Source organism: Brevibacterium sp. LE-L, assembly GCF_050214925.1.
Lineage (GTDB): Bacteria > Actinomycetota > Actinomycetes > Actinomycetales > Brevibacteriaceae > Brevibacterium.
Genome location: NZ_CP189759.1, coordinates 1,093,617 through 1,115,227, shown reverse-complemented (window position 1 = coordinate 1,115,227; position 21,611 = coordinate 1,093,617). Strand labels below are relative to the sequence as shown.

At 64.3% G+C, this 21,611-nt stretch carries 17 protein-coding genes and 1 pseudogene; 10 read left to right on the top strand and 8 right to left on the bottom strand.

What is annotated here, in order from left to right; genetic code table 11:
* Positions 1-150: 150 nt before the first annotated feature.
* From ACQE2J_RS04990 to ACQE2J_RS04980, 3 genes are all read right to left on the bottom strand, one after another.
* A complete protein-coding gene (locus ACQE2J_RS04990) occupies positions 151-573 on the bottom strand; it encodes a hypothetical protein (protein ID WP_426937221.1) in 423 nt (140 codons plus the stop codon).
* A gap of 6 nt (positions 574-579) precedes the next feature.
* On the bottom strand, positions 580-987 hold the full coding sequence (locus ACQE2J_RS04985) for a helix-turn-helix domain-containing protein (RefSeq protein WP_135810410.1): 408 nt from the start codon (positions 985-987) through the stop codon (positions 580-582).
* A gap of 106 nt (positions 988-1,093) precedes the next feature.
* Complete coding sequence (locus ACQE2J_RS04980; protein ID WP_425118503.1) at positions 1,094-1,300, bottom strand: hypothetical protein; 207 nt, start codon at positions 1,298-1,300, stop codon at positions 1,094-1,096.
* 51 nt (positions 1,301-1,351) lie between these two features.
* On the opposite strand from ACQE2J_RS04980, the gene ACQE2J_RS04975 reads away from it, so the two are divergent.
* The 7 genes and pseudogenes from ACQE2J_RS04975 (at position 1,352) to ACQE2J_RS04945 (ending at position 15,089) form a co-directional block, all read left to right on the top strand.
* Complete coding sequence (locus tag ACQE2J_RS04975; protein ID WP_425118502.1) at positions 1,352-1,567, top strand: hypothetical protein; 216 nt, start codon at positions 1,352-1,354, stop codon at positions 1,565-1,567.
* A 108-nt stretch (positions 1,568-1,675) separates the two neighbouring features.
* Positions 1,676-7,726 (top strand): annotated as a pseudogene (locus ACQE2J_RS04970) (amino acid adenylation domain-containing protein); the annotation flags it as partial.
* A 78-nt stretch (positions 7,727-7,804) separates the two neighbouring features.
* Positions 7,805-12,226, top strand: a complete 4,422-nt coding sequence (locus tag ACQE2J_RS04965; RefSeq protein WP_426937495.1) for an amino acid adenylation domain-containing protein — start codon at positions 7,805-7,807, stop codon at positions 12,224-12,226.
* 13 nt (positions 12,227-12,239) lie between these two features.
* Entirely contained in the window at positions 12,240-12,446 is a 207-nt protein-coding gene (locus ACQE2J_RS04960) for an MbtH family protein (RefSeq protein ID WP_135810413.1), read from the top strand.
* On the top strand, positions 12,446-13,429 hold the full coding sequence (locus ACQE2J_RS04955) for an ATP-binding cassette domain-containing protein (protein WP_168216756.1): 984 nt from the start codon (positions 12,446-12,448) through the stop codon (positions 13,427-13,429). The genes ACQE2J_RS04960 and ACQE2J_RS04955 overlap by 1 nt, the downstream gene beginning before the upstream one ends.
* Positions 13,426-14,226: an ABC transporter permease gene (locus tag ACQE2J_RS04950; protein WP_135810415.1), complete on the top strand. Its 801-nt coding sequence runs from the start codon at positions 13,426-13,428 to the stop codon at positions 14,224-14,226. Before ACQE2J_RS04955 ends, ACQE2J_RS04950 begins: the two co-directional genes overlap by 4 nt.
* A complete protein-coding gene (locus ACQE2J_RS04945; protein ID WP_135810416.1) occupies positions 14,223-15,089 on the top strand; it encodes a 4'-phosphopantetheinyl transferase family protein in 867 nt (288 codons plus the stop codon). Before ACQE2J_RS04950 ends, ACQE2J_RS04945 begins: the two co-directional genes overlap by 4 nt.
* On the opposite strand, the gene ACQE2J_RS04940 is transcribed toward ACQE2J_RS04945, so the two are convergent.
* Entirely contained in the window at positions 15,000-16,040 is a 1,041-nt protein-coding gene (locus ACQE2J_RS04940) for a Vms1/Ankzf1 family peptidyl-tRNA hydrolase (protein WP_426937220.1), read from the bottom strand. The genes ACQE2J_RS04945 and ACQE2J_RS04940 overlap by 90 nt on opposite strands.
* 220 nt (positions 16,041-16,260) lie before the next feature.
* Between ACQE2J_RS04940 and ACQE2J_RS04935 the strand changes: the two genes are divergently transcribed.
* A complete protein-coding gene (locus ACQE2J_RS04935) occupies positions 16,261-16,485 on the top strand; it encodes a hypothetical protein (protein ID WP_426937219.1) in 225 nt (74 codons plus the stop codon).
* 12 nt (positions 16,486-16,497) lie between these two features.
* Here ACQE2J_RS04935 and ACQE2J_RS04930 read toward each other — a convergent pair whose 3' ends face one another.
* Positions 16,498-17,499 (bottom strand): ABC transporter substrate-binding protein, encoded by a 1,002-nt coding sequence (locus ACQE2J_RS04930; protein ID WP_426937218.1) that lies wholly within the window; start codon positions 17,497-17,499, stop codon positions 16,498-16,500.
* 152 nt (positions 17,500-17,651) lie between these two features.
* Here ACQE2J_RS04930 and ACQE2J_RS04925 point away from each other — a divergent pair, with 152 nt between their 5' ends.
* Positions 17,652-18,377, top strand: coding sequence for a helix-turn-helix domain-containing protein (locus tag ACQE2J_RS04925; RefSeq protein WP_426937217.1), 726 nt, complete (start codon positions 17,652-17,654; stop codon positions 18,375-18,377).
* A gap of 80 nt (positions 18,378-18,457) precedes the next feature.
* On the opposite strand, the gene ACQE2J_RS04920 is transcribed toward ACQE2J_RS04925, so the two are convergent.
* Entirely contained in the window at positions 18,458-19,570 is a 1,113-nt protein-coding gene (locus ACQE2J_RS04920) for a DUF418 domain-containing protein (protein ID WP_426937216.1), read from the bottom strand.
* Positions 19,571-19,766: 196 nt separating this feature from the next.
* On the opposite strand from ACQE2J_RS04920, the gene ACQE2J_RS04915 reads away from it, so the two are divergent.
* Positions 19,767-20,564 (top strand): TetR/AcrR family transcriptional regulator, encoded by a 798-nt coding sequence (locus ACQE2J_RS04915; RefSeq protein WP_426937215.1) that lies wholly within the window; start codon positions 19,767-19,769, stop codon positions 20,562-20,564.
* Here the strand turns inward: ACQE2J_RS04915 and ACQE2J_RS04910 are convergent.
* Together ACQE2J_RS04910 and ACQE2J_RS04905 are read right to left on the bottom strand one after the other, a co-directional pair.
* The gene (locus tag ACQE2J_RS04910) at positions 20,514-20,897 is read right to left on the bottom strand and encodes a hypothetical protein (RefSeq protein WP_426937214.1); all 384 of its coding nucleotides are present in this window, start codon (positions 20,895-20,897) and stop codon (positions 20,514-20,516) included. The genes ACQE2J_RS04915 and ACQE2J_RS04910 overlap by 51 nt on opposite strands.
* Positions 20,898-20,907: 10 nt before the next feature.
* Positions 20,908-21,567, bottom strand: a complete 660-nt coding sequence (locus ACQE2J_RS04905; RefSeq protein WP_426937213.1) for a TetR/AcrR family transcriptional regulator — start codon at positions 21,565-21,567, stop codon at positions 20,908-20,910.
* Between the last annotated feature and the right edge of the window lie 44 nt (positions 21,568-21,611).

The window sequence follows — 21,611 nt, the reverse complement described above, 5'->3', positions numbered from 1 at the left end:
CGACACCGTCCCCTCAGCCACATGCTCGCCCGTTGCAACGGGTGGGCATGTGGCTGATCGAGGATCTGTGGTCACGACGCAGTCGGCTCGAGCGCGCCGCGGTGCGCATCCGGCGTATCGCCTCGGCGATGGCGTAGGCTTCGGCGCCCGTTAATCTATGTCAACGGTGATATCGCCTCGCGAAATGATCGGGAGGTTCAATGGAGTGCCAAACACCTTCGCAGTGATGGTGGCGATTCCTTCACGCAGATAGGGCAGCACAGTCATCACGGCCACTTCATTGACGAACTGCTTGATGACGCGGCTGCTGGGTGCGATTCCATCTTCGATGACATATTCACCCGCGACGCTGACCACGGCCTCACCGGCTGGAGCTTGGGTCATGCCCCTGAGACGAACACCGAATCTGTCAGAGTCTTCGTTGATCTGCACTTCGATGGAGATATCACCGTCAGCGCCGCCTCGATCAGAGTCGAAACGACGGGCGGAGACTTCGTGGAACTGCACAGAGTCGAGTCGAACTCGGTCGATGAACTCGCGAAGACCGCTCAGCTCTGATTCCGCATCATCCATCGCTGATCAACCTGCCAGTCCGACATCGGACTGCTTCACAGTTCGCCACTGCCGCACCACCGGCAGCGTCGCAGCAGCGGCCGGCGGTTCCACCGGTAGGGACGTCTTCTTCGCAGTCTCCCACCTGCGGCGCGTTGCCAACCATGCTGATTGCCCGTGATCCCTGTGAACCCGATGCTCATACATCGCCCCGAGAGCATTCGCGTACCGACGCATAGTCGATGCTTTCGGATCAGAGTCGTAGCGTTCTAACTTGTGGATCGCTTGTTGCGAGACACCCATGATCTCAGCGACATCCTTTTGAGACAGACCCGACTCCTGTCGGGTTCGGATCAGAGCGGCCTTGAGCTCGCGGTCCTCTCGGGCCAGCACTTTCGCCCGCGCCTTCACAAACTCAGGTTCGAGCGTCGACATAACATCCTCCTAGGGGATAGCCACAAAGCCCATATTACCGAAACAACCTTTAGGTTGTTAAGACGCTTAAGGAAATTAGAGCCAATGCTCCGGCGCAACGAGGCGGTCACCCGCAGCAGTCGTCGATCAACCGCGAAATCGTTGTCTCCCCCGGGACAGACTCGCCGACGGCTTCGTCATCGAGCAGCAGAACCGTGCCACTCTCATGCGCGCCGGTCACAACCATACTGACGAGATTCACCGGCACCTGGACCGCCGGTGACAATTTTCGACGCCGACCAATCCAATGCCACGAGCCCTCCGAATTGCCCATGTTCGCTCCGCTGCAGACGACAGCGGCCACAGCCAGAAGAGGACAGTGACAATGAAGAATCTCAAGCTCATCAGCGCTCGCACCGCCTCCGGTGCCGCACTCGCGACCCTCGTCATTGCGGTCGGTCTCGTGGCCGCACCCGGCGGCGCCTCCGCTGCCCAGGCTTCCCAGCCGGAATCGACTGAGACATCGGGGGCACTCATCAACGGTCCGATCATCGATCTGGGCGACCTCCTCGGCGATATCAACATCGGTCAGTTCCAGTAACGACCACTCCCCCTGCAGCGGCGCTCGCGTAACCTCTGCGCCTGATTGCGCTGAGCACCCGCGCTCCTCATCCCCGACGTCACGCCCCTACCCGATGCGAAAGACACGATGACTGACGAGACCTCTCGAATCGACCTCACTTCGGCACAACGCGGAATCTGGTATGCCCAGAAGATCGAACCCGATAATCCGACCTTCCAGATCGGGCTCTATGTCGACATTCACGGACCGCTCGATGTCGAGAAGATGCGTGAGGCGGTCGCCACGGCCGTCACCGAAGCCGACTCACTCAATGTCGTCTTCGGCGAGGACGAGCAGGGCCCCTTCCAACAGCACGGACCGGCCCGCAGCCATCTCATGGTCCGTGACCTGCAGACGGAGGCAGCCGAGGATCCCAAAGCCTCGGCTCATGCGCTGATGCAGGAGGACCTCGAAACCGTCCACGACATCGACGAGGGTGATCTGCTCAGGTCACAGCTGTTCCACCTCGGGCCCGACCACTGGATCTTCTATCAGCGAGCCCACCACCTCCTCGTCGACGGATACTCCGCCGTCCTCGTCCTGCGCCGCGAATCCTAGATCTACCGTGAACTGGCCGAACTGGCCGAGCAGGGAACCGGACCTTCGGACTCGCCCTTCGGCAAGCTCGACGACCTGATCGCCGAGGAGGGCGACTACCGCTCCTCACAACGCTTCACCACCGACGCCGAATTCTGGAGGCGGATGCGCTCCGAATCGGAAACAGCGACCGGTCTGGCCAAACGCCCGGCCTCCCCGGCACGAAGGCTTGTCACCTGCAACGCCGACATCCCCCAGGGACTATCGTCACGTCTGGCCGGGTCCCGGTCGGCACCGACGCTCATCCTCAGCGCCGCAGCGGCTTACCTGCACCGCATGACCGGACGAGAATCCGTCTCGGTGGGCCTGCCGGTCACCGCCCGCCGCAGCGCCCTGGCCAAATCGGTGCCGTCCATGATGTCGAAGGTCCTGCCGGTGCAGCTGCGGACAGCACCGGAGATGACGACGGCAGATCTCCTCGCCGACACCGGCTCTACCCTGCGCGAAACACTCATCCATCAGCGCTTCCAATACCAAGAGCTCGGCACAGACAACGACTACATCGGGCCTTCGGTCAACATCTTCCCTCACGTCGATGACATCGACTTCGGAATGTCGACTGCCTCGCTGCACCTGCTGTCGACCGGCCCGGTCGATGACCTCTCGATCATCATCCACGGCATCGGAGCCGACCCGCACTCCGACGGAGACAGCGGGCCTGCCATCGTCCGTTTTGAGGCGAACGCCGAACTCTACGACCATCACAGCCTCGCCGAGCATCAGCGCCGGTTCCTCTCCGTTCTGTGCCAGTTCGCCGCAAACGAAGATCAGCATCTGTCGGGTCTCTCACTCCTGGACTCAGACGAGTCCGAAGTGCTCATCGCGAAGGGCAAGGGACCCGACCTTCAACTTCCCCACCACACCGTGGTGGAGGAATTCTCCATACACGCCCACAAGTCCCCGCTCGCCACTGCGGTCGTCGCCGAAGACGGACACATCAGCTTCGGCGAACTCGATCGTCGCTCGACTCGGCTCGCTGCCTATCTTCGAGACTACGGAGCCAAACCCGGAGCCCGCGTCGCTGCACGCTTGGGCCGGTCCACTGCTCTGCCCATCGCCGTTCTCGGAATCCTCAAAACCGGCGCCGCCTACGTGCCCCTCGACCCCGACTATCCGGCCGGCCGCATCGAAGCGATGATCGCCGATGCAGCGCCGGTGCTCGTCATCAACTCCTCAACGGTGTCGGGTCCGGCGGGAGAGACGAGTGTCATCACGGACCGTCCCGTCATCGACATCGGTGCGGAACCCCAGGCGGCAGCACCGGCAGACGAGTCGCCCCAGACCGAGTCAGTGCAGAACGGGTCGACGCCTTCCCCCGACGACCTCGCCTACGTCATCTTCACCTCCGGGTCGACCGGTCGCCCCAAAGGCATCGGAGTCGAGCACCAGTCGCTGCTCAATCTCTTCCACAGTCACAAAGAGGCCATCTTCGATCCGGCCGTGCAGCGGCTCGGGCGAGGCCTGCGTGTGGCACACACAGCCGGGATCTCGTTCGACGCCTCCTGGGACCCGCTGCTGTGGCTCTTCGCAGGACACGAACTCCACATCATCGACACGACCACCCGCCGGGACCCTGAAACTCTCACCGACTACTTCTCCACCCACGGCATCGACTCGATCGAGACGACGCCCTCATTCGTCAAGGCCCTCCTCGCCCACGGCACCTTCAACGGCACCGAACATCCCAGCGTCGTCGCCCTGGGCGGGGAAGCCGTCGAACGCGGACTCTGGGATCAGCTCGCGACCCTGCCCGAGGTGGACTCCTATAACCTGTACGGACCGGCGGAGACGACCGTCGACACTCTCACTGCACCCATCGTCTCCGGCTCCTCACCTGACCTCGGCAGCTCCGTAGCCAACACCAGACACTACGTCCTCGACTCACGTCTGAACCCCGTTCCCTCACAGGCACGGGGAGAGCTCTACATTGCGGGGACGAATCTGGCACGCGGCTATGTGGGCCGGCCGGCCACCACGTCCGAACGATTCATCGCCGATCCCTTCGCCGACGACGGTTCCAGAATGTATCGCACCGGTGACATCGTCCGCAGACCCCTGGCCGGAGGCATCGAATTCCTGGGCCGCGCCGATGAGCAGATCAAACTGCGCGGTTACCGTGTCGAACTCTCCGAGGTCGAGCTCGCCCTCCAGGCGGAGAGTGGAATCCGATCCGCCGCGGTCATCCTGGGGCAGAATCAGGCGGGCTACAGTCAGCTCCTCGGCTACATCACCGCCGATGAGCAGATTGACACCGCCGAGGTGCGCCGGGACATGAAGACACGCGTACCCGACTATATGGTCCCCTCGTTCATCACACAGATCGAGCGGATCCCTCTCACGGTCAACGGCAAACTCGATCGGGCTGCACTGCCGCAGCCGGAGTCGACGCGATCGGAATCGGCTGCCCCGCGGACCCTCCAGGAACAGGCCGTGGCCGAGGCCTTCGCGCAGTCACTGGGAGTGGACACCATCGGCATCGATGATGACTTCTTCGAACTCGGTGGGCACTCTCTGCTCGCCACCCAACTGGTGTCCTCGCTGCGGACGCGATTCGCCGCCCCACCTGCACTGAGCGAAATCTTCCACCACCCCACCGTCCGCGAACTCAGTGCCGGGCTCGACCTCGGCGATTCGGCCCACGAACCCGTGGCAGAGCTCGTCGCCGCAGACCGACCCGCGACCATCCCCCTGTCCTATGCACAGAGCCGTCTGTGGTTCCTCAACCAGGTCGACCCGACATCCGCGGCCTACAACATTCCGCTGACCCTGCGCATCCGCGGAGACCTGGACAGCAATGCTCTGCGTGAGGGAATCAACGATGTCGTGTCTCGGCACGAGAGCCTGCGCACCGTGTTCCCGTGGACCGAAGGTCAGCCCGAACAGGTGATCCTCCCCGCTGCCGATGCGCAGATCGCCCTGCCCGTTGTGGAGATCGGCGAGAAGCTCGTCGATCACACCGTCAACGCTGAAGCCACACGCGGCTTCGACGTCTCAACGCAGCTGCCGATTCGGGCACTGCTGGTCAGACTGGGCGCCCGGGATCATCTCCTGCTCCTGACTCTGCATCACATCGCCGCCGACGGTTGGTCGCTGCGTCCTCTGGCGGATGACCTTTCCACCGCTTATCGCGCTCGGACTCACGGTGTCTCTCCCGCCCTTGCCGAGCTGCCTGTCCAATACGCCGACTACGCACTGTGGCAGCGGAGAGCTCTCGGCTCCGAGGACGTACCCGACAGTGAGATCGCCTGCCAGCTGGCCTACTGGAAGGACGCACTGAGCGAGGCTCCCGTCGAGCTCAGGCTTCCCGTCGATCGGCCCAGGAGCGCACAGAGCACGGGTCATGTCTCGCGCAGGATCCCGGTCGAAATCGACGCCGCGACCCATGCCGGTCTGCGCCGGCTCTCCGGGGAGAGGAACGCCAGTCTGTTCATGGTGCTGCAGGCAGCGTTCGCGGTGTTGCTGAGCAAACTCGGCGCCGGCAACGACATCCCCATCGGCACACCCGTCGCCGGCAGGACGGAGACGAAGCTCGACGACCTCATCGGCTTCTTCGTCAATACCCTCGTCCTGCGCACCGACACCTCCGGTAACCCCGACCTCGTCGATGTCGTCGATCGGGTCCGCGCTTTCAACCTCTCCGCCTATGCCAATCAGGATGCGCCCTTCGACCGTGTCGTCGACGAGGTCGGTCCTCCGCGCTCGGACCAGCTCCATTCCCTGTTCCAGGTCATGCTCACCCTGCAGAACACCGCCCCGGCGGATCTGGACATGGGGGACCTCGACATCGAGTCCGCGCCCGGGCCACAGGTGACGGACGCGAAGTTCGACCTCCTCCTCGACCTGGCCGAACGCGAGACCCACGGCGGCGCTCACGCACCCGGTCAAGCCGCCGGCATCACCGGTTCCCTCGAGTTCGACTCCGCGCTCTTCGACGAATCCACCGCCGAAGCCATCGCCGCACGATTCGTCCGCGTGATCGACCGGTTTGCCGCCGCTCCAGACACACCGATCTCGGAACTCGAGGTGCTGCGACCGGACGAACTCGCAACGATCCGCGCTCAGGGTCAGGGTCGCGGCCTGGTCGCACCCGAGTCCACGATCCTCGACGCCCTCGATTCGACGGTGAGGTGCCACCCCGATCGTCGGGCGCTCATCGCCGAGGACGGTGAGCTGACCTTCGCCGAGCTCGGTGCCCGCATCCACCACTTCGCTCAGGTCCTGACCGCCCGAGGAGTCACAGCCGGAGATTCCGTCGCCATCGCCCTTCCTCGATCCGCCGACGCCATCGCGGCTCCCTTGGCCGTCCTGTCGATCGGGGCCGTCGCCGTGCCCATCGACCTCACCTACCCCGGTGACCGGATCCGGCTGATCCTCGACGCGAGCAGTCCCGAGGCCGTCATCACCGACGAGGCTGCGCTCCCGGTTCGGCCCGGCACAGCAATCGCCACCGCCGAACTCCACGCCGCCGAGGCGGGTCGGCGTGAGGTCGGCCGCCCGGCTCCCAGCGATCGCGCCTATGAGATGTATACTTCGGGTTCGACCGGCACTCCGAAGGGCGTGGCCGTCCCCCACAGTGCACTGATGAATCTCCTGGCTCATCATCGCGAGACGATCTTCGCCGAGGCGGGTCTCGGGTCCGGCCCGGTCCAGGCAGCGCACACAGCCGGGTTGGGCTTCGACGCCGCCTGGGATCCGGTGCTGTGGCTCGTGGCCGGCGCGAGTCTGCACATCGTCGGCGATGAGGTCCGCCGCGATGCCGAGGCGCTCGTCCGATTCTGCCGAGAGCACCGGATTCGGGCCCTCGAGACCACCCCGTCCTTCGTCAGGCAGCTCATCATCTCAGGACTGCTCGACGACGAAACCGATGGAGACCGCGTCCCACTCTCGCTCGCCCTCGGCGGCGAGGCCGTGCCCGAAGATCTCTGGCGCGAACTTGCTGCGCACCCCGGCGTGCGAGCCCACAACTTCTACGGCCCCACCGAATTCACCATCGATTCCGTCACCGCAGAAGTCGAGGGAGACCGGCCCACGATCGGACACCCGATCGGGAATGTTCGGACGATGGTCCTCGATCAGCATCTGCGAGAGGTCCCGCACGGAGTCATCGGCGACCTCTATCTCGCAGGAGCTGGAATCGCCTCCGGCTACGTCGACCGACCGAAAGAGACAGCGACACGGTTCGTCGCCGATCCTCTCGAAGCGGGCGCGCGGATGTATCGCACCGGCGACCTCGTGTGCCGGAATCCTGACGGCAGCCTCGACTTCGTCTCCCGCGATGACGACCAGATCAAACTGCGCGGGTACAGAGTCGAGCTCGGCGACGTCGAGAATGCCTTGGCTTCGGGCGACGGAGTCGCCCAGGCGGCGGCCATCGTCGAGAACCTCACGGATCCGGAATCGGCACGGCTGATCGGCTACTTCACCGGCAACGTCGACGAGGTCGCTCTCCGCGAGCACCTCGCAGCCCAGCTCCCGGCCCCGATGGTCCCCCACGTTCTCGTGGGTCTCGACTCGATCCCGCTGACGTCACATGGCAAACTCGACCGTTCCCTGCTGCCTGCCCCCACCACGTCGAGCACCAAGGGTTCCCGAATCCCCCGCACCGCCGACGAACGCACCATGTGTCGGCAATTCTCATCCGTACTCGGAACGGAAGAGATCGGCCTCGACGACGATTTCTTCGAACTGGGCGGCCACTCGCTGCTGGCGGTCTCGCTCATCGGCCGCATTCGGGCTGCCTTCGACACCGAGCTGCCTCTGCGCGCCATCTTCGACTCACCCACCCCAGCAGCGCTTCTTCATCGACTCGGTCCACACAGCTCGACCGCGCCGACGCCCGACGACGATGCCGCGATCACGGCAGCCCCTGCCGACGGTGCACCGCACACGAGCCTGACGGCATGGAGTCGATCAGGTCAGCATGCTCGCCCGCAGCTGATCCCCCTGTCGTTCGGGCAGGCACGACTGCACTTCCTCAATCAGCTCGACACCGATGCCTCGGACTACACCGTCTCCGTTGCTGTCCGATGCACCGGAGATCTCGACCCGGAGACTCTCGGGCAGGCGCTGTCGCACGTGATCGCCCGGCACGAGATTCTGCGCACCGTCTACCCCAGTGTCGACGGAACCCCTGTCCAGCAGATCTTGCCCCCGGACGCCGGTGATGGGCTCGTGGAACGCCGCACCACGGCGTCTGGCACCGAGACCGCGGAGCAGATGAGGGCAGAGGCAGCCATCGGATTCGACCTCAGCCGCGACCTTCCCATTCGCGCGAACCTCTTCGCCGAAGGTGACGAGTGGGTGCTCCACCTCGTGATGCACCACATCGCCACCGATGGTGCCTCGCTGCGACCACTGACGCAGGACCTGTCGACCGCCTATGCCGCATTGCGAGGCTCCGCCCATCCGATGCAGCGCACACTGGACGTCCAGTACGCCGACTTCGCGCTCTGGCAGCGCCATATCCTCGAGGACGAGCAACGTCCTGGCGCAGATTCCCCGCTCCTGGACCGAAAGATCCAGACCTGGCACGAACGGCTCGAGGGGATTCCCACCGACATCAGACTGCCCGCCGATCGCCCCCGCCCCACGACCGCACGACAGTCGGGGCGTCATCATCACTTCAGCCTCGACGCACGCACATCTGCGCGTCTGGCAGCGGTGGCCTCAGAGAACGGGGCCAGCCTGTTCATGGCGCTGCACTCGGTTCTCGCCGGCTATCTCAGCAGGCTCGGTGCCGGTGAGGACATCGTCATCGGCTCGCCCAGCGCCGGACGGTCGGACCCGGCACTGGAGGACATGGTCGGCCTCTTCGTCAACACCATTCCGATCCGCACCGACACTTCGGCGGGCCCCGGCCTGCGCGCACTCCTGGCCCGCACCCGCACCGCAGTCATCGACGCTGTGGAACTCGACGACGTACCGTTCGAACGCCTCGTCGAATCCGTCAATCCACCTCGTGAACTGGGCCGTCACCCCCTGTTCCAGGTCATGCTGTCCGTCGAGGAGGCGGCAGCACCGAGCCTCGAGCTGCCCGGGGTCGCCACGAGCATCGAGCCTGAGGTCGAGACCGGTGACGCGAAGTTCGACCTCTCGTTCACGTTCCGCCGCGGCGAAGCCGACGCGGGGCTCGCGGTGGTCCTCGATTTCAACTCATCGATGTTCGACGCAGAGACCATCGCCGGTCTCTGCCGACGATTCTCCCGATTCGTCGACGAGGCTGTGCAGGACCCCGAGCGACCGCTGCACGACATCGCTCTGCTTGACCCGGTCGAAACGCAGACAGCGATCGATTCTCTCACCGGCCCGACGCCCGCAGACACGCCGCCGCCGGTCCTCGACGTCTTCGCCGCCACAGCAGCCCGAATGCCCGATGCCGTGGCGGTCCGGTCCGACCAGACGTCGCTGTCCTACCGGGAGCTCGACGCGGCCTCGACCCGGTTGGCGCACGAGCTCATCGCCCAGTGGGCAGGTGCCGGCGAGACGGTCTCCGTTCGGCTCAGTCGCGACATCGGCGTCATCGTCGCCACGCTGGCCGTGCTCAAGTCCGGTGCGGTGTTCAACCCGATCGACCCCGACTACCCCAGCGGCCGCACCACTGCGATCCTCAGCGATGCCGAACCGCTCATCGTCATCACACAGCAGGGCGGGACCGCAGAGCTCACGCCGCTCCTCACCGATGCCGGGATCACCCCGAGCATCATCGAAGTCACCCCGAACGGCAGTTCGACGTATCCGTCATCAGCCCACTCGCCTGCCGCGGCCTCAGGCTCAGCGAGGACGAACACGGCCGCGATTCTGCCTGTGCCGCATCGGGATTCGGCGGCCTATGTGACCTTCACCTCCGGATCGACCGGTCGGCCCAAGGGCGTCGCGGTCGGCCATAGGGTCCTGGCGAGCCTCCTTGCCTCCCACCGCACAAGGCTGCTGCCGACCCCGAGCAGTGGGGCCGACCGGATTCCGGTGGCCCACACCACCGGAATCGGATTCGATGCCGCCTGGGATCCGCTGCTGTGGATGATCGTCGGGCACCCGCTTCACATCGCCTCTGAAGCCGTCCAACGCGATCCACAGCAGCTGGCGGCCGACCTCCGCAGACTCGACATCGGATTCTGGGAGACGACGCCGAGCTACCTTCGTCTGCTTTCCACCGAACCGGAATTCGGGCGAATGCTCGCAGAAGCCGCCGAGCAGGACTCTCCGATCATCCTGGCCCTCGGAGGGGAAGCGATCGATGCGGACCTCTGGCAGTGGCTGCGCGACCATCCCGGCATCATCGCCTACAACCTCTACGGACCCACGGAGACGACCGTCGACGCGTTCGCCGCGCCCCTGGCCGCTTCCTCAACGCCTGTGCTCGGATCACCGCTCGAGCACATGGTCGGATACGTCCTCGATGAGCGCCTGAACCACGTGCCGTCCGGGACGGTCGGGGAACTGTATCTGGCGGGTGAGCAGTTGGCCCACGGGTACCGGAACCGTCCGGGGCTCAGTTCCGAAAGCTTCGTCGCCGATCCGCACGGTGCACCGGGTGAGCGGATGTACCGGACCGGTGATCTCGTCGTCAGGCACGAGGGTGGTGTGCTCGAGTTCATCGGGCGCGGCGACGATCAGATCCAGCTCCGCGGTTACCGGGTCGAACTCGGGGAGGTCGAGCGCGCCCTGCGCCAGGCACCGGGGGTCAAGGACGCGCTCGTCCGTCCGTGCGGCACGGATCCTGCCACCCTGCAGCTCATCGGCTATATCGTCGCCGAGTCGGGCGTGAGCACCGAGACCGCCACCGATCTCGCCGATGAGGCGCGAGACCATGTGCGATCGATCGTTCCCTCGTACATGATGCCCGCGCGCCTCGTCGTCATCGAAGGGATTCCTCTCACCGCTCATGGCAAGATCGATGAGGCGGCCCTGCCCGACCCGTCGACCGCGGTCGTCGGTTCGCGACTGATGCCCCGCACGCCGCAGGAAGACACCGTTGCCGCGATCTTCGCTCGCGTGCTGTCCCTGCCCCACGTCGGCGTCGACGAATCGTTCTTCGAACTCGGAGGGCACTCGTTCCTGGCCCGACCTCTCATCGCAGAGGTCAACGAAGGTCTCGAGGCCGACCTGTCGGTCCAGGCCCTGTTCCGCTCGCCGACAGTCGAGCAGCTCGTTCTCGAGGCCGGCCGAGGCGGCGCCGGCTCTATCGCCGACAGCCTCCACCGCCTGCTCCCGCTGCGTTCGGCGGGCACCAAGCCACCGCTGTTCGCCGTTCATCCGGCTACGGGCATCAGTTGGGGATTCGCCGCGATGCTCCACGGTCTCGATCCGCAGCGTCCACTCATCGGCCTGCAGATGCCCGGCCTCTCCCCGGACGATCCGGAGGAGATGACGGCACAGACACTGACCGAACTCGCCGACGACTACATCGCCCACCTGCGAACGGTCCAGCCCGAGGGTCCGTACCACCTGATCGGGTGGTCTCTCGGCGGCATCCTCGCCCACCGCCTGGCCACCCGCCTCCAGGAGCGGGGCGAGAGGGTCGCGTTCCTCGGCATTCTCGACGCGTTCCCCACCGGACAGGAACGCAACGCCGATGTCGGCGAAGGATCCGAGCTGTGGGCGAACTACCTCGGCGCCAATCATCCGGCGATCACGGAGGCAACGGATGGCCTCGACGACGAAAGGGCCATGGAGATCCTGCGTGAACATGGGGATCCTCTCGGCAATGTCGCACCGGAGACCATTGCGGCGATGACGTCCGGGTTCTTCACCCTGGCCCGGCTGATCCGCGAGGCCCCGGTGGAGACGTTCGACGGTGAGCTGCTGCTCTTCACCGCGACCCGGGACGTACCGAACAGCACTCCCGGACCCGACTCCTGGCGCCGGTTCGTCACCGGCGACGTCCACGTCACCGAGGTCGCTTCGCGGCACTCGGACATGCTGGGCGCCGAGGCCCTCGAAGAGATTCTTCCCGTCCTGTCCATCCATATGGACGAGGCCGCCGAATCACAGACGAGTTCCAATCACTCCTGGAACCAAACCCCGCCAAAGCAACACCACTAGGAGCTGAAAACCAGTGAACAACCCCTTCGACGACACAACCGGTACCTTCCGCGTGTTGGTCAACGATCTCCAACAGCACTCGCTGTGGCCGTCGTTCGCCGATGTGCCCGCGGGATGGGTCCTCGTGTTCGGACCGGCCAGCCGCGACGACTGCCTCGAATTCGTCGAGGAGAACTGGACGGACATCACTCCGCGCCGGCTCGCCGAGATCGCCTCATAGTGATTCGGCTGGAGAACCTGAGGAAGAACTACGGAGCCTTTCGTGCTCTTGACGGCATCAGTCTGGACATCGAGGAGGGACAGATCTTCGGTCTCCTCGGCCCCAATGGGGCCGGGAAGACAACGACCGTGAAGGTCCTGTCCACACTGATTCGCCCCGACTCCGGCACCGCCCTCGTCGCAGGGCACTCGGTGCTCACCGATCCCACGGCCGTCCGCCGCAGCATCGGTCTCTCCGGCCAGTACGCTGCCGTCGACGAGAAGCTCACCGGGTACGAGAACCTCGTCATGGTCGCCCGCCTCTACGGGATGACTCGCAGAGAATCGGTGGCCCGTGCTCGCGAACTGCTGGCCGAATTCGGTCTCAGCGACGTCGCGGGCAAACGCGCTGGCGCCTATTCGGGAGGCATGCGGCGACGACTCGACCTGGCCTCGGCCCTGGTCGTGCGTCCCCCGGTGGTCATCCTCGATGAGCCGACCACCGGGCTCGATCCGCGCGCTCGGCTCGACACCTGGGAGGTCATCACCACCCTGGTCAGAGCCGGCACCACCGTGCTGCTGACGACCCAGTACCTGGAAGAGGCCGACCAACTGGCAGATCGCATCGCCGTCATCGATTCCGGACAGGTCATCGCCGAGGGAACCTCCACAGATCTCAAGGGCAGGCTCGGTGCTGAACGCATCACACTGACGCTGACCCACCGCGACTCCCTCGAAGGGACCCTGCGGATCCTCGACCGCATCATCGGCGAGCCCGCCCGTCCGCAGGCGGACTCCTCGGGACTGCGCATCACCGCGTCCGCACCGCTGGGACAGAGGGACCTGCTGCAGGTGCTTGCCGACCTGGATGAGGAGGGACATTCCGTCACCGAGGCGGCCCTGTGCCGTCCGACGCTTGATGACGTGTTCCTCGACCTCACCGGCCAGCCCGCCTCGGCGAGGCCCTCACAGACACCAGCCGACACCGCCGAGGTGGGAGTATGAGCACCCTCGTCTCGGCCGCCCGCGACAGCTCCGTCATCGCCTGGCGCAATCTGCTCACCGTCCGCCGGACTCCGGGTGCCCTGGTCACGGGGGTTGTCCAGCCGGTGATCTTCGTCTTCCTTCTCGCGTTCGTCTTCGGCGGCAGCCTCGGCGGTGGCCCGTACCGGGAATTCCTCATCGGTGGGATTCTGGCTCAGACGCTGACCTTCAATTCCTCCTTCACCGCCGTCTACCTCGCCAAGGACCTGCAGCTCGGTCTCATCGACCGGTTCCGTTCGCTGCCGATGTCACGGGTCGCCGTGATTCTGGGCAGAACATCCTCGGACCTGGTCACCAGCCTGATCTCCGTGGCGGTGACGATGATCTGCGGTCTGCTCATCGGGTGGCGCATCACCGAGGGATTCGGTTCGGCGCTGCTCGGCATCACGCTCCTGCTCCTCTTCAGCTTCGCCATGTCGTGGATCGGTGCGGTCATCGCGCTGACGGCCAGGAGCGTCGAGGTGGCGCAGAGCCTCGGGCTCATCTGGCTCTTCCCCGTCACCTTCATCTCCGGGGCCTTCGTCTCGATCGACACCCTTCCAGGCCCGCTGCAGGCGATCGCCGCATGGAATCCGATCACCGCCGTCGCCACCAGCGTCCGAGAGCTCTTCGGCAACGCACCGCCGGCAGGATTCATCACCAGCACAGGGTGGGCGGCCGACAACGCCGTCATCTATGCGATCCTCAGCTGCATTGCGGTCATCGCCGTCTTCTCCCCCATCGCCGTGTCGCAGTACCGTCGGATCAGTCGGAGATGACGAGCACCGCGATCGAATATCTCATCAGCGACATCGCAGCGATCGACCGAGTGCTGACCGAACACCCCTGGCTCGATACGCTGCTGTCAGCGGACGAAGCTGCTCGAGCAGACCGTTTTCGCAGGCGCACGGATCGGGATGCGTACCGAGGAGCGCATCTGCTCTTTCGGCTAATGGCTGCCCGCCGCCTCGGCATCGATCTCAAAGAGGCCGGCGACTTGGCGCTGACACGCCGCTGTCGCACGTGCGGCGGTCCCCATGGGAAACCAGAAGTACCCGGGGCCGAACTGAGTCTGTCGCGCTCGAACGACACGGTCGTGATCGCCTCGGCGCCTGCGTCCTCACCGATAGGAGTCGACATCGAGCAGGTTCCGAGCGATGTCTTCTCAGGCTTCGACGACTATGTCATCAACCCCTCGGAATCACTGCCCGATGGCGAGGATCCCGTTCGTCAGCGCATCGACCTCTGGGTGGGCAAAGAAGCCGCGGTGAAGACCACCGGACACGGTCTGTCTGTGCCGCCCGGCGATCTCACCCTCAAACAGGTCAAACGAGCGCCATCACGGTCCAACTCGGACCGGCAATGGACGGCTTCGATCAGCGCTCCCGAAGTCTGCGAACTCGACGCACTCAACATCTCTTCTCTGCCGAGCCCACGGGGATATGCCGCCGCATTGTGCTGCGCTCAGAGACCGCCGATCGAAGCTGTGAGCTTGCTCGATATTGTTGAGGTTCTGCCGAGGCTCGGCCGCTCGAAACAGACGAGCACCGGGTCAATCGGCCAGAGCAGAACCCACGTCGTAACGGAGGATCGCCGCGATGCCGTCCGGCATCGGATCATGGCTGAGTCCGATGTCTGCTGAGGACAGGACGGCCTGGGCCACGATGGCGGCCTCCCCTTCCGATGCCTCGGCGTCATCAAGCAGCAGGGTTGCCACAGCTCCGCGCCCGACAGCCTTCTCGACCTCGGCGCGGCCTTCGACCGCACGGTCATGTGCCTTGCTCTCGGCCAGCCGCTCCGAGTTCGCGGCCTCGCGCTCCTGGGCAAGGCTGGTGACGAGCGTTCGCACTGCCACATCGATCGCCTCTTCAGCGCCCTCATCATCGTCGCCGCCTTCCGAGATCTCGTGAAGCAGCTCTTCGGCCTTCACTGACAGCTCGGCCTTGACCGCCGTTCTGCCCTGGACCTCTCCGGCCAATACGACCGCATCTGGTGCGTGATCCGTGATGAGTCGATCGACGAAGTCAGCGACACTGCGCGCATGGTCTTTGATGATCTCGTCGACACGGCGCCGGATCTGGTTGTGCGAGTACGCGCCTCGCCGCGGCTTGTTGATGTCTTCGTCGTTGTCGCCGGTCACGTGGACACCGTCAAACTCACTTCGTTCACGATCCGGGGTCACACTCAGCTCGCGGACGGTTGCGCCGTCCTGGCCTGCGATGACGAGGACCACATCGAACTGTCTGCATTCCTGGCGCAGGTAAGCACCGAGTTCTGGCACGTCTCCGTAATGGGCGTCATCCCCATCTCCCAGCGCGGCGTCCCAATGCGCATCGAGTTGGACACCCTGCGAGTTCACCACGATGGTCCGACCATCCGTGTGGACCTCGGTCGGTTCGTCGATGAGGACGATGGCATCGATGGATTCGAGGAGGGACTCATCCGCCCCGGCCGAGGACAGTCGTTCCCTCAGGTCCGACCAGCGCAGACGCAGCTGCGTGTCGGCATCGGCCGAAGGGGACCGCCCTTCGAAGTAGACCGTGGCGTAGGGTCCGCCCTGCTCGTAGAACTTGCGTAGCTGACTGGTGTTCATCGCTTGTTCCTCCTCGGCTTCCGCGATTCAGGCGACGGGACCGACAGGAGCCCCGCAACGCTTGGAGCGTTGACGTCAGCCTGTCATCACCGGGCGGCCCCTGTAAACAACCCCGACGAATCTGACAGTGCTTCGGTCGACACAGCTGGGGGTACTGCTCAGCGAGGGGACCCGCGTAGACTGATCACCCGCCCGCGCTCTCCAGCGAAAGGTGACGAGAATGTCGACCGAAGACAGCACCGAAGGCACCACTGCAGACAGCATGCGCAAGGCTGCGGAGAATCTCGACCACGAGGCCGGAGGCGCGCCATCAGCCGAGTACCTCAAAAAGGTCGATCCCGACGAGTTCGGTCGCTCCGACCAGACCGTCGACGATGAGAGCGATGACGATGAAGATGCCGACGATGAGGATGTCCCACCCGCTGCGCCGTCGACAGATCGCTGATCGCCTTCCTCATCACTGCGTCGCGGGGAACATGTCCTCAACGATGTCGAGCAGAGCCATCGCCTCGTCGTAGTCGCCGCGCATCGCCCAGGACGGGAGGTCGTGGACCTGACCGGACTCGAAGGCAGGGACGCGATCGTACGGAGCTTCGTCCTTGAGGTCGTCGACGCCGATGCTCGCATTGTTGAAGCCGACTAGGAAGACCGTCTCCGAGTTCAGAATGTCAGGCAGAACCTCGAGCGACGGCCCGAACATGTCTCCACCGGCAGTGTAGGGTTCGATGTCGTTCTCTTCGAACAGCGGAGCAGTCGTGAAACCGAGCGGTTCCAGCTCCGCCGACAGACTCTCGCCCTCGATGAGGATGTAGGGCGTGTCCTTGCTGTCGAGCGTGAGGATGGAGATCTCACCCTCGGGGATCGAGATGTTGTCCTTCACCTCGGCGACGCGATCCTCATAGACGGATACGAACTTCTCATAGTCCGCCTGTCTGCCCAGCACGTCGGAGGCGATGAATGAGAACTGGTCCTGCCATGTCTGCTTATCCCCGGACACGAGCACCGTGGGCGCCACCTCCTGCAATCTGTCGTAGGAATCGGTCGCATGCTTGAGCGGGAACCCGATCCCTCCGGCGATGATGAGGTCAGGATCGGCCGCGATGATGGCCTCGAGGTCGAATCCATCGTTGCTCCACGGGAGGAATTCGGTTCCCTGCGCCTCAGCCTCCTCAGACCAGAACTGTGAGAACTCCCCGTCGGTTTCCGTCACCTCGGGGGTGGTGGCGACGACCGGCACATCGAGATCGAAGAGGTAGCCTGCCAGGGCGTAGTTGAGCACAACCACCCGCTGCGGATCGGCAGGAACCTCAACCTCTCCCTGCTCGGTTGTGACAACACGCGTCTCGGATCCACTCGCCGAGGAGCTGTCGTCAGTAGCGCTCGTGGGGTCCGCACAGGCACTGATGAGCAGAAGACCTGCACCCACAAAGAGCGCGCTGATGCGACGGAGCAAGGACATTGGCTACCTCTGTCAGGTGAGTAGGACTAGAATCAGACAACATAGCCCAGCCTAACCAAACTCTTCGATTCACCTACGACAAAGGCGACACCATCACTCGACCAGCACGACATGTTCTTCGACGACGCAGCGACACCGAGGCTGAACGACCGGTGCACTTCACAGGCCATGATTGGCACAGCCATCCGTACCCGCTGCTCATTCATGTCATCAGCGGCTCCGTGGACGTCCATCTGCGCGGACACAGATTCGAACCGACGCGCCTCAGCCTCGGCTCCGAGTCCAGCCTGTGGCTGGGTTCGGGCATCGACCACTCGGTCACGACGAAATCGGATTCCATCATGCTCGGCCCGCGTCTGTCACCGGCGACAGAGCCTCCCGAGGGGTTCCTGCATATCCGCCGATCAGACACCATTCGTGAAACCGCTCTGCTCATCCTCGCCTCGTCCCCGAGCTGCGAGGCCGAGCGCAGGCCATTCAGGGAGACCCTCGACGCAGAGCTCAGCACGTTCGCCGTCGATGACTTCTCCATTCCGGAACCCCAGCACCGCGCGGTGAGAGCGATCATGGACGACCACATGAGCCTGCTGGTGCCGTTGACCGCTGTCGCCGCGCGACATTCGATGAGCAGAAGGCACGTCGAACGGATCGTCAGAGACGATCTCGGCATGTCTTTCGTGCAGTGGAGGACGCGGAGACGACTCAACTTGGCCCTGCGCAGGATCCGTGCGGGATCGACGGTCGGCTCTGCTGCCCGATCCGTCGGCTACCGCGGATCAGACGGGCTGATCAGGGCGATCAGTCGCCTCACCCACCTCACCCGCCATGATCTCTCCGGCGATCTGGCCGGTGCGGTCAGGGACTCGCGCAGAAGGTGACCTGAGCCCACGGACTCGAATGGAACGGCAGGTGACCGCGGGCATCGCATCGGCACCCTGCCGCTCTGCGACCCCGCCGCTCAGGCGGCAGAGGGTGGAAGGCTGCTCGGCGCCGACACCGACCGCCCGCGTCTCGGCCTGCTCCAATTGGTCAACAGCCTGAGGAGGTATTCGGCCGGCCCGTACCGGTGGGACTGCAGCCACCAGGCACTCACCCCGGCCTGCACCGCGAAGATCACCACAGCAAGCACGAAGAGCATCAATGGAGAGACCCGACCGGCAAGGCCGAGACCGATCCCGGTGAACAGGATGAGGCCCACCAACGACTGCCCGAGGTAGTTCGTCAAGGCGATTCGACCGACCGGCTCGAGGACTCTGCGCAGCGGTCCGCCCTGCCGAACATGCAGGAGGCGGATGAGAGTAGCCACATAGGCGGCACTGAGGAACGGGGCCGTCACCACGCTCACCGCTGTCGCCCATGTGTTGGCATCCCCTCCGAGCCAGGCGAAGAGCACTCCACCGGGCAGACCGACCGCGAAGCCGACCAGTTGAACCCGCCGCAGGAGCTGCGTCCGATTCCCCAGGTCCGAGAACAGCCGGCGTCGCGCGGCGATCATCCCGATGAGGAACATCGCCAGCGCCGTCGGCCCCTGAAGGGAAGCCGCCTGGATGACCAGGAGGTCCAGCCCGGCCAGATGGTGGCCCAGGATCTCGAGCGGGCCACCGAGCATGGTCTGAGTCTGTGTTGCGGCCTGAGCGAGTGCCTCGTCATGGCTGGGCATGAACATCGAGCGGTCGAGGAAGGCGGCACTGAAGACGAGCGACAGCGTCACAAATGCGTAGATGATTCCGCTCGTCAAAAGCGCCGTCCGATCTCGGACGCGATACATCGCCAGGAGCACCAGGCAGATCACCGCGTACGTTGTGAGGACGTCTCCGCTGTAGAGCAGCACGATGTGCCCTGCCCCGAAGATGAAGAGCCCCAACGACCGGCGCAGCATGCGCGGCACGAACGCAGCCCCCGCCCGAGCAGCAGCATCCATCTGCAGCACGAAGCTGTATCCGAACAGGAAGGAGAAGAGCAGGTAGAACTTCATTGAAAACAGCGCGGCCACAAGGAACCGGACGGCATCATCAATTGGTCCCGAGAAGTTCGGATCATCGACGAGGTTGCCCGGATAGGCAGATGCCATGAACGTGATGTTGACGACGAAGATCCCCAACAGGGCAAAGCCCCGGAGTGCATCGACATCATGTACTCGGCCGGCCGGCGAGGGTGGCTGCGATCGTGTTCTCTGAGTCATGCGAATGACGATATCACAGAAACTATATGCCTTAAACTATATGGGCCTGTAGAATCGTGTTCATGCTGGTGGAAGTGGAGAGTTCATGACCGATAACGCTGTTCCGGACTTCTTCAGAAGGCTCTGGCGGCTTCCGGAAGCACCACAGCAGCGGGGCCGGAAGTCGACCCTCGATGTCGAGACCGTCGTGAGCACCGCCGTCCGACTCGCTGATGGCGGCGGACTTGAGGCGGCGACGCTGCCCAAGGTCGCCGTGGAGCTGAACGTGACCGCCATGTCGTTGTACCGACACATCGGGTCCAAGCACGAGCTGCTTCAACTCATGATCGATGCAGCCAGTCGGCCGACCGCCCCACGCCCGGCCGGGGCCGATTGGCGGGAGGGCCTTCGATCATGGGCGGGTGATCTGTGGATGCTGTATCAGGAGCGACCCTGGCTCCCCCGCGTTCCCATCTATCGCGCTCCCTCGGGACCGAATCAGGTCGCCTGGCTCGAACGGGGGCTCGCAGAGCTCGCCCATACGGGGATGAGCGCGAAGGAGAAGCTCTCGGCGCTCACGCTGCTCAGCGGTTTTGTCCGGCAATCAGCTCTGCTTCAGACAGAACTTGAGGAAGGACGGGAACCCGGACAGGCGAAATCCGAGAGCGAACGCGCGTACGGTGAAGCGCTGGCGCAGGTGATCTCCTCAGAGACATTTCCGCACCTCGCCGAGGCGCTGTCCTCCGAGGCATTTCGCAGCGGCAACACGGACGACGGCGAAGCGGGAGAAGACACCGACTTCTCCGAGGGCCTCGAAGTCATCCTCGACGGCCTGGCGACCAATGTCGCGGTGTCACGGGCGGGGTCGCGAGCCGCGGAAGAAGACGATGGCGATGATCGGTGAGGCGATGACCTGATAGCTGAGCCACAGCGTCCATCCCTCTGCCCCGCGCCCGAACACCAAGAAGAGCGCAGCCGCGGTCGCAAGGAACCATCCCGCGTCGTAGGCCACAAGATACTTCGTGTGCGTTCCGGTCCCGCTTCGAGCTGCATACGCAATCTCAGCGACCGCGCTGATCGACACCGCCAGCACGGTCAGCAGAAGCAGCCAGGCAGGGGCTCCATCGTGCCTAGTGATCGGCTCGAGCAGAACCAGCATCACAATGGCGACGACCGCCTTGAACACTCCGTCGGCAAAAAACCCGATCCGCAGCAGTTGTGCAGTGTTGTGTCGCATGAGCCCAGCTTTACGTGCCATATGCACGAAGGAAGACGTCGACTCCGGCGCTGATCCATATCGATCGCCCTGCTGCGCTGAGGTTCGAAACAGCGACAGTGTTCGGCCCCGCAGACACGAGCTGAGCAAAGTGTGCCGCAGCGATGTCCGCACGTGGAACCGTCAGCAGTCCACGCTCATCCCAACTTTGGAAGGCCTCAGAAAGCCTGTCCAGGACCAATCCGGGCCCCGCTTGGTACCACGCTTCAACGAGGGCCGGCTCTTCGTGCGAGGCGATGCCATGCATCTGATCCATGAGGATGCGGTGTTCCTCCGACGGCGCTTCTGTCAGCAGCCATGCCGTCGCGAAGTCGGTCATAACGGATTCTCTGCCTTCGACACTGATTGCCCCCAAGAGGTGCTTCTCGATGAGTGCAGTGATGTCCTCGGCCACTCGAGCTGCGGATTCGGCAATGATCTCGGTGCACAGCGTCGCCTTGTCCTTGAAGTGCTTGTAGATGGTTCGGGTGGACACATTGGATGCGGTGGCGATCGCATCGATGCTTGCCCGTTCGATCCCGTACTGGGCCAGTACTGCCCGACCGCCTTCCATGATCGCGGCGCGCTTCTCAGGGCGCAGACGGCTCGTTGATTTTCCAGCTGGAACCGGCGTATTGGAAGTCGAAGTCATCCCTCACCTTTCATCTCGAGTATTGGCTTCGTCATAGTGTAAAG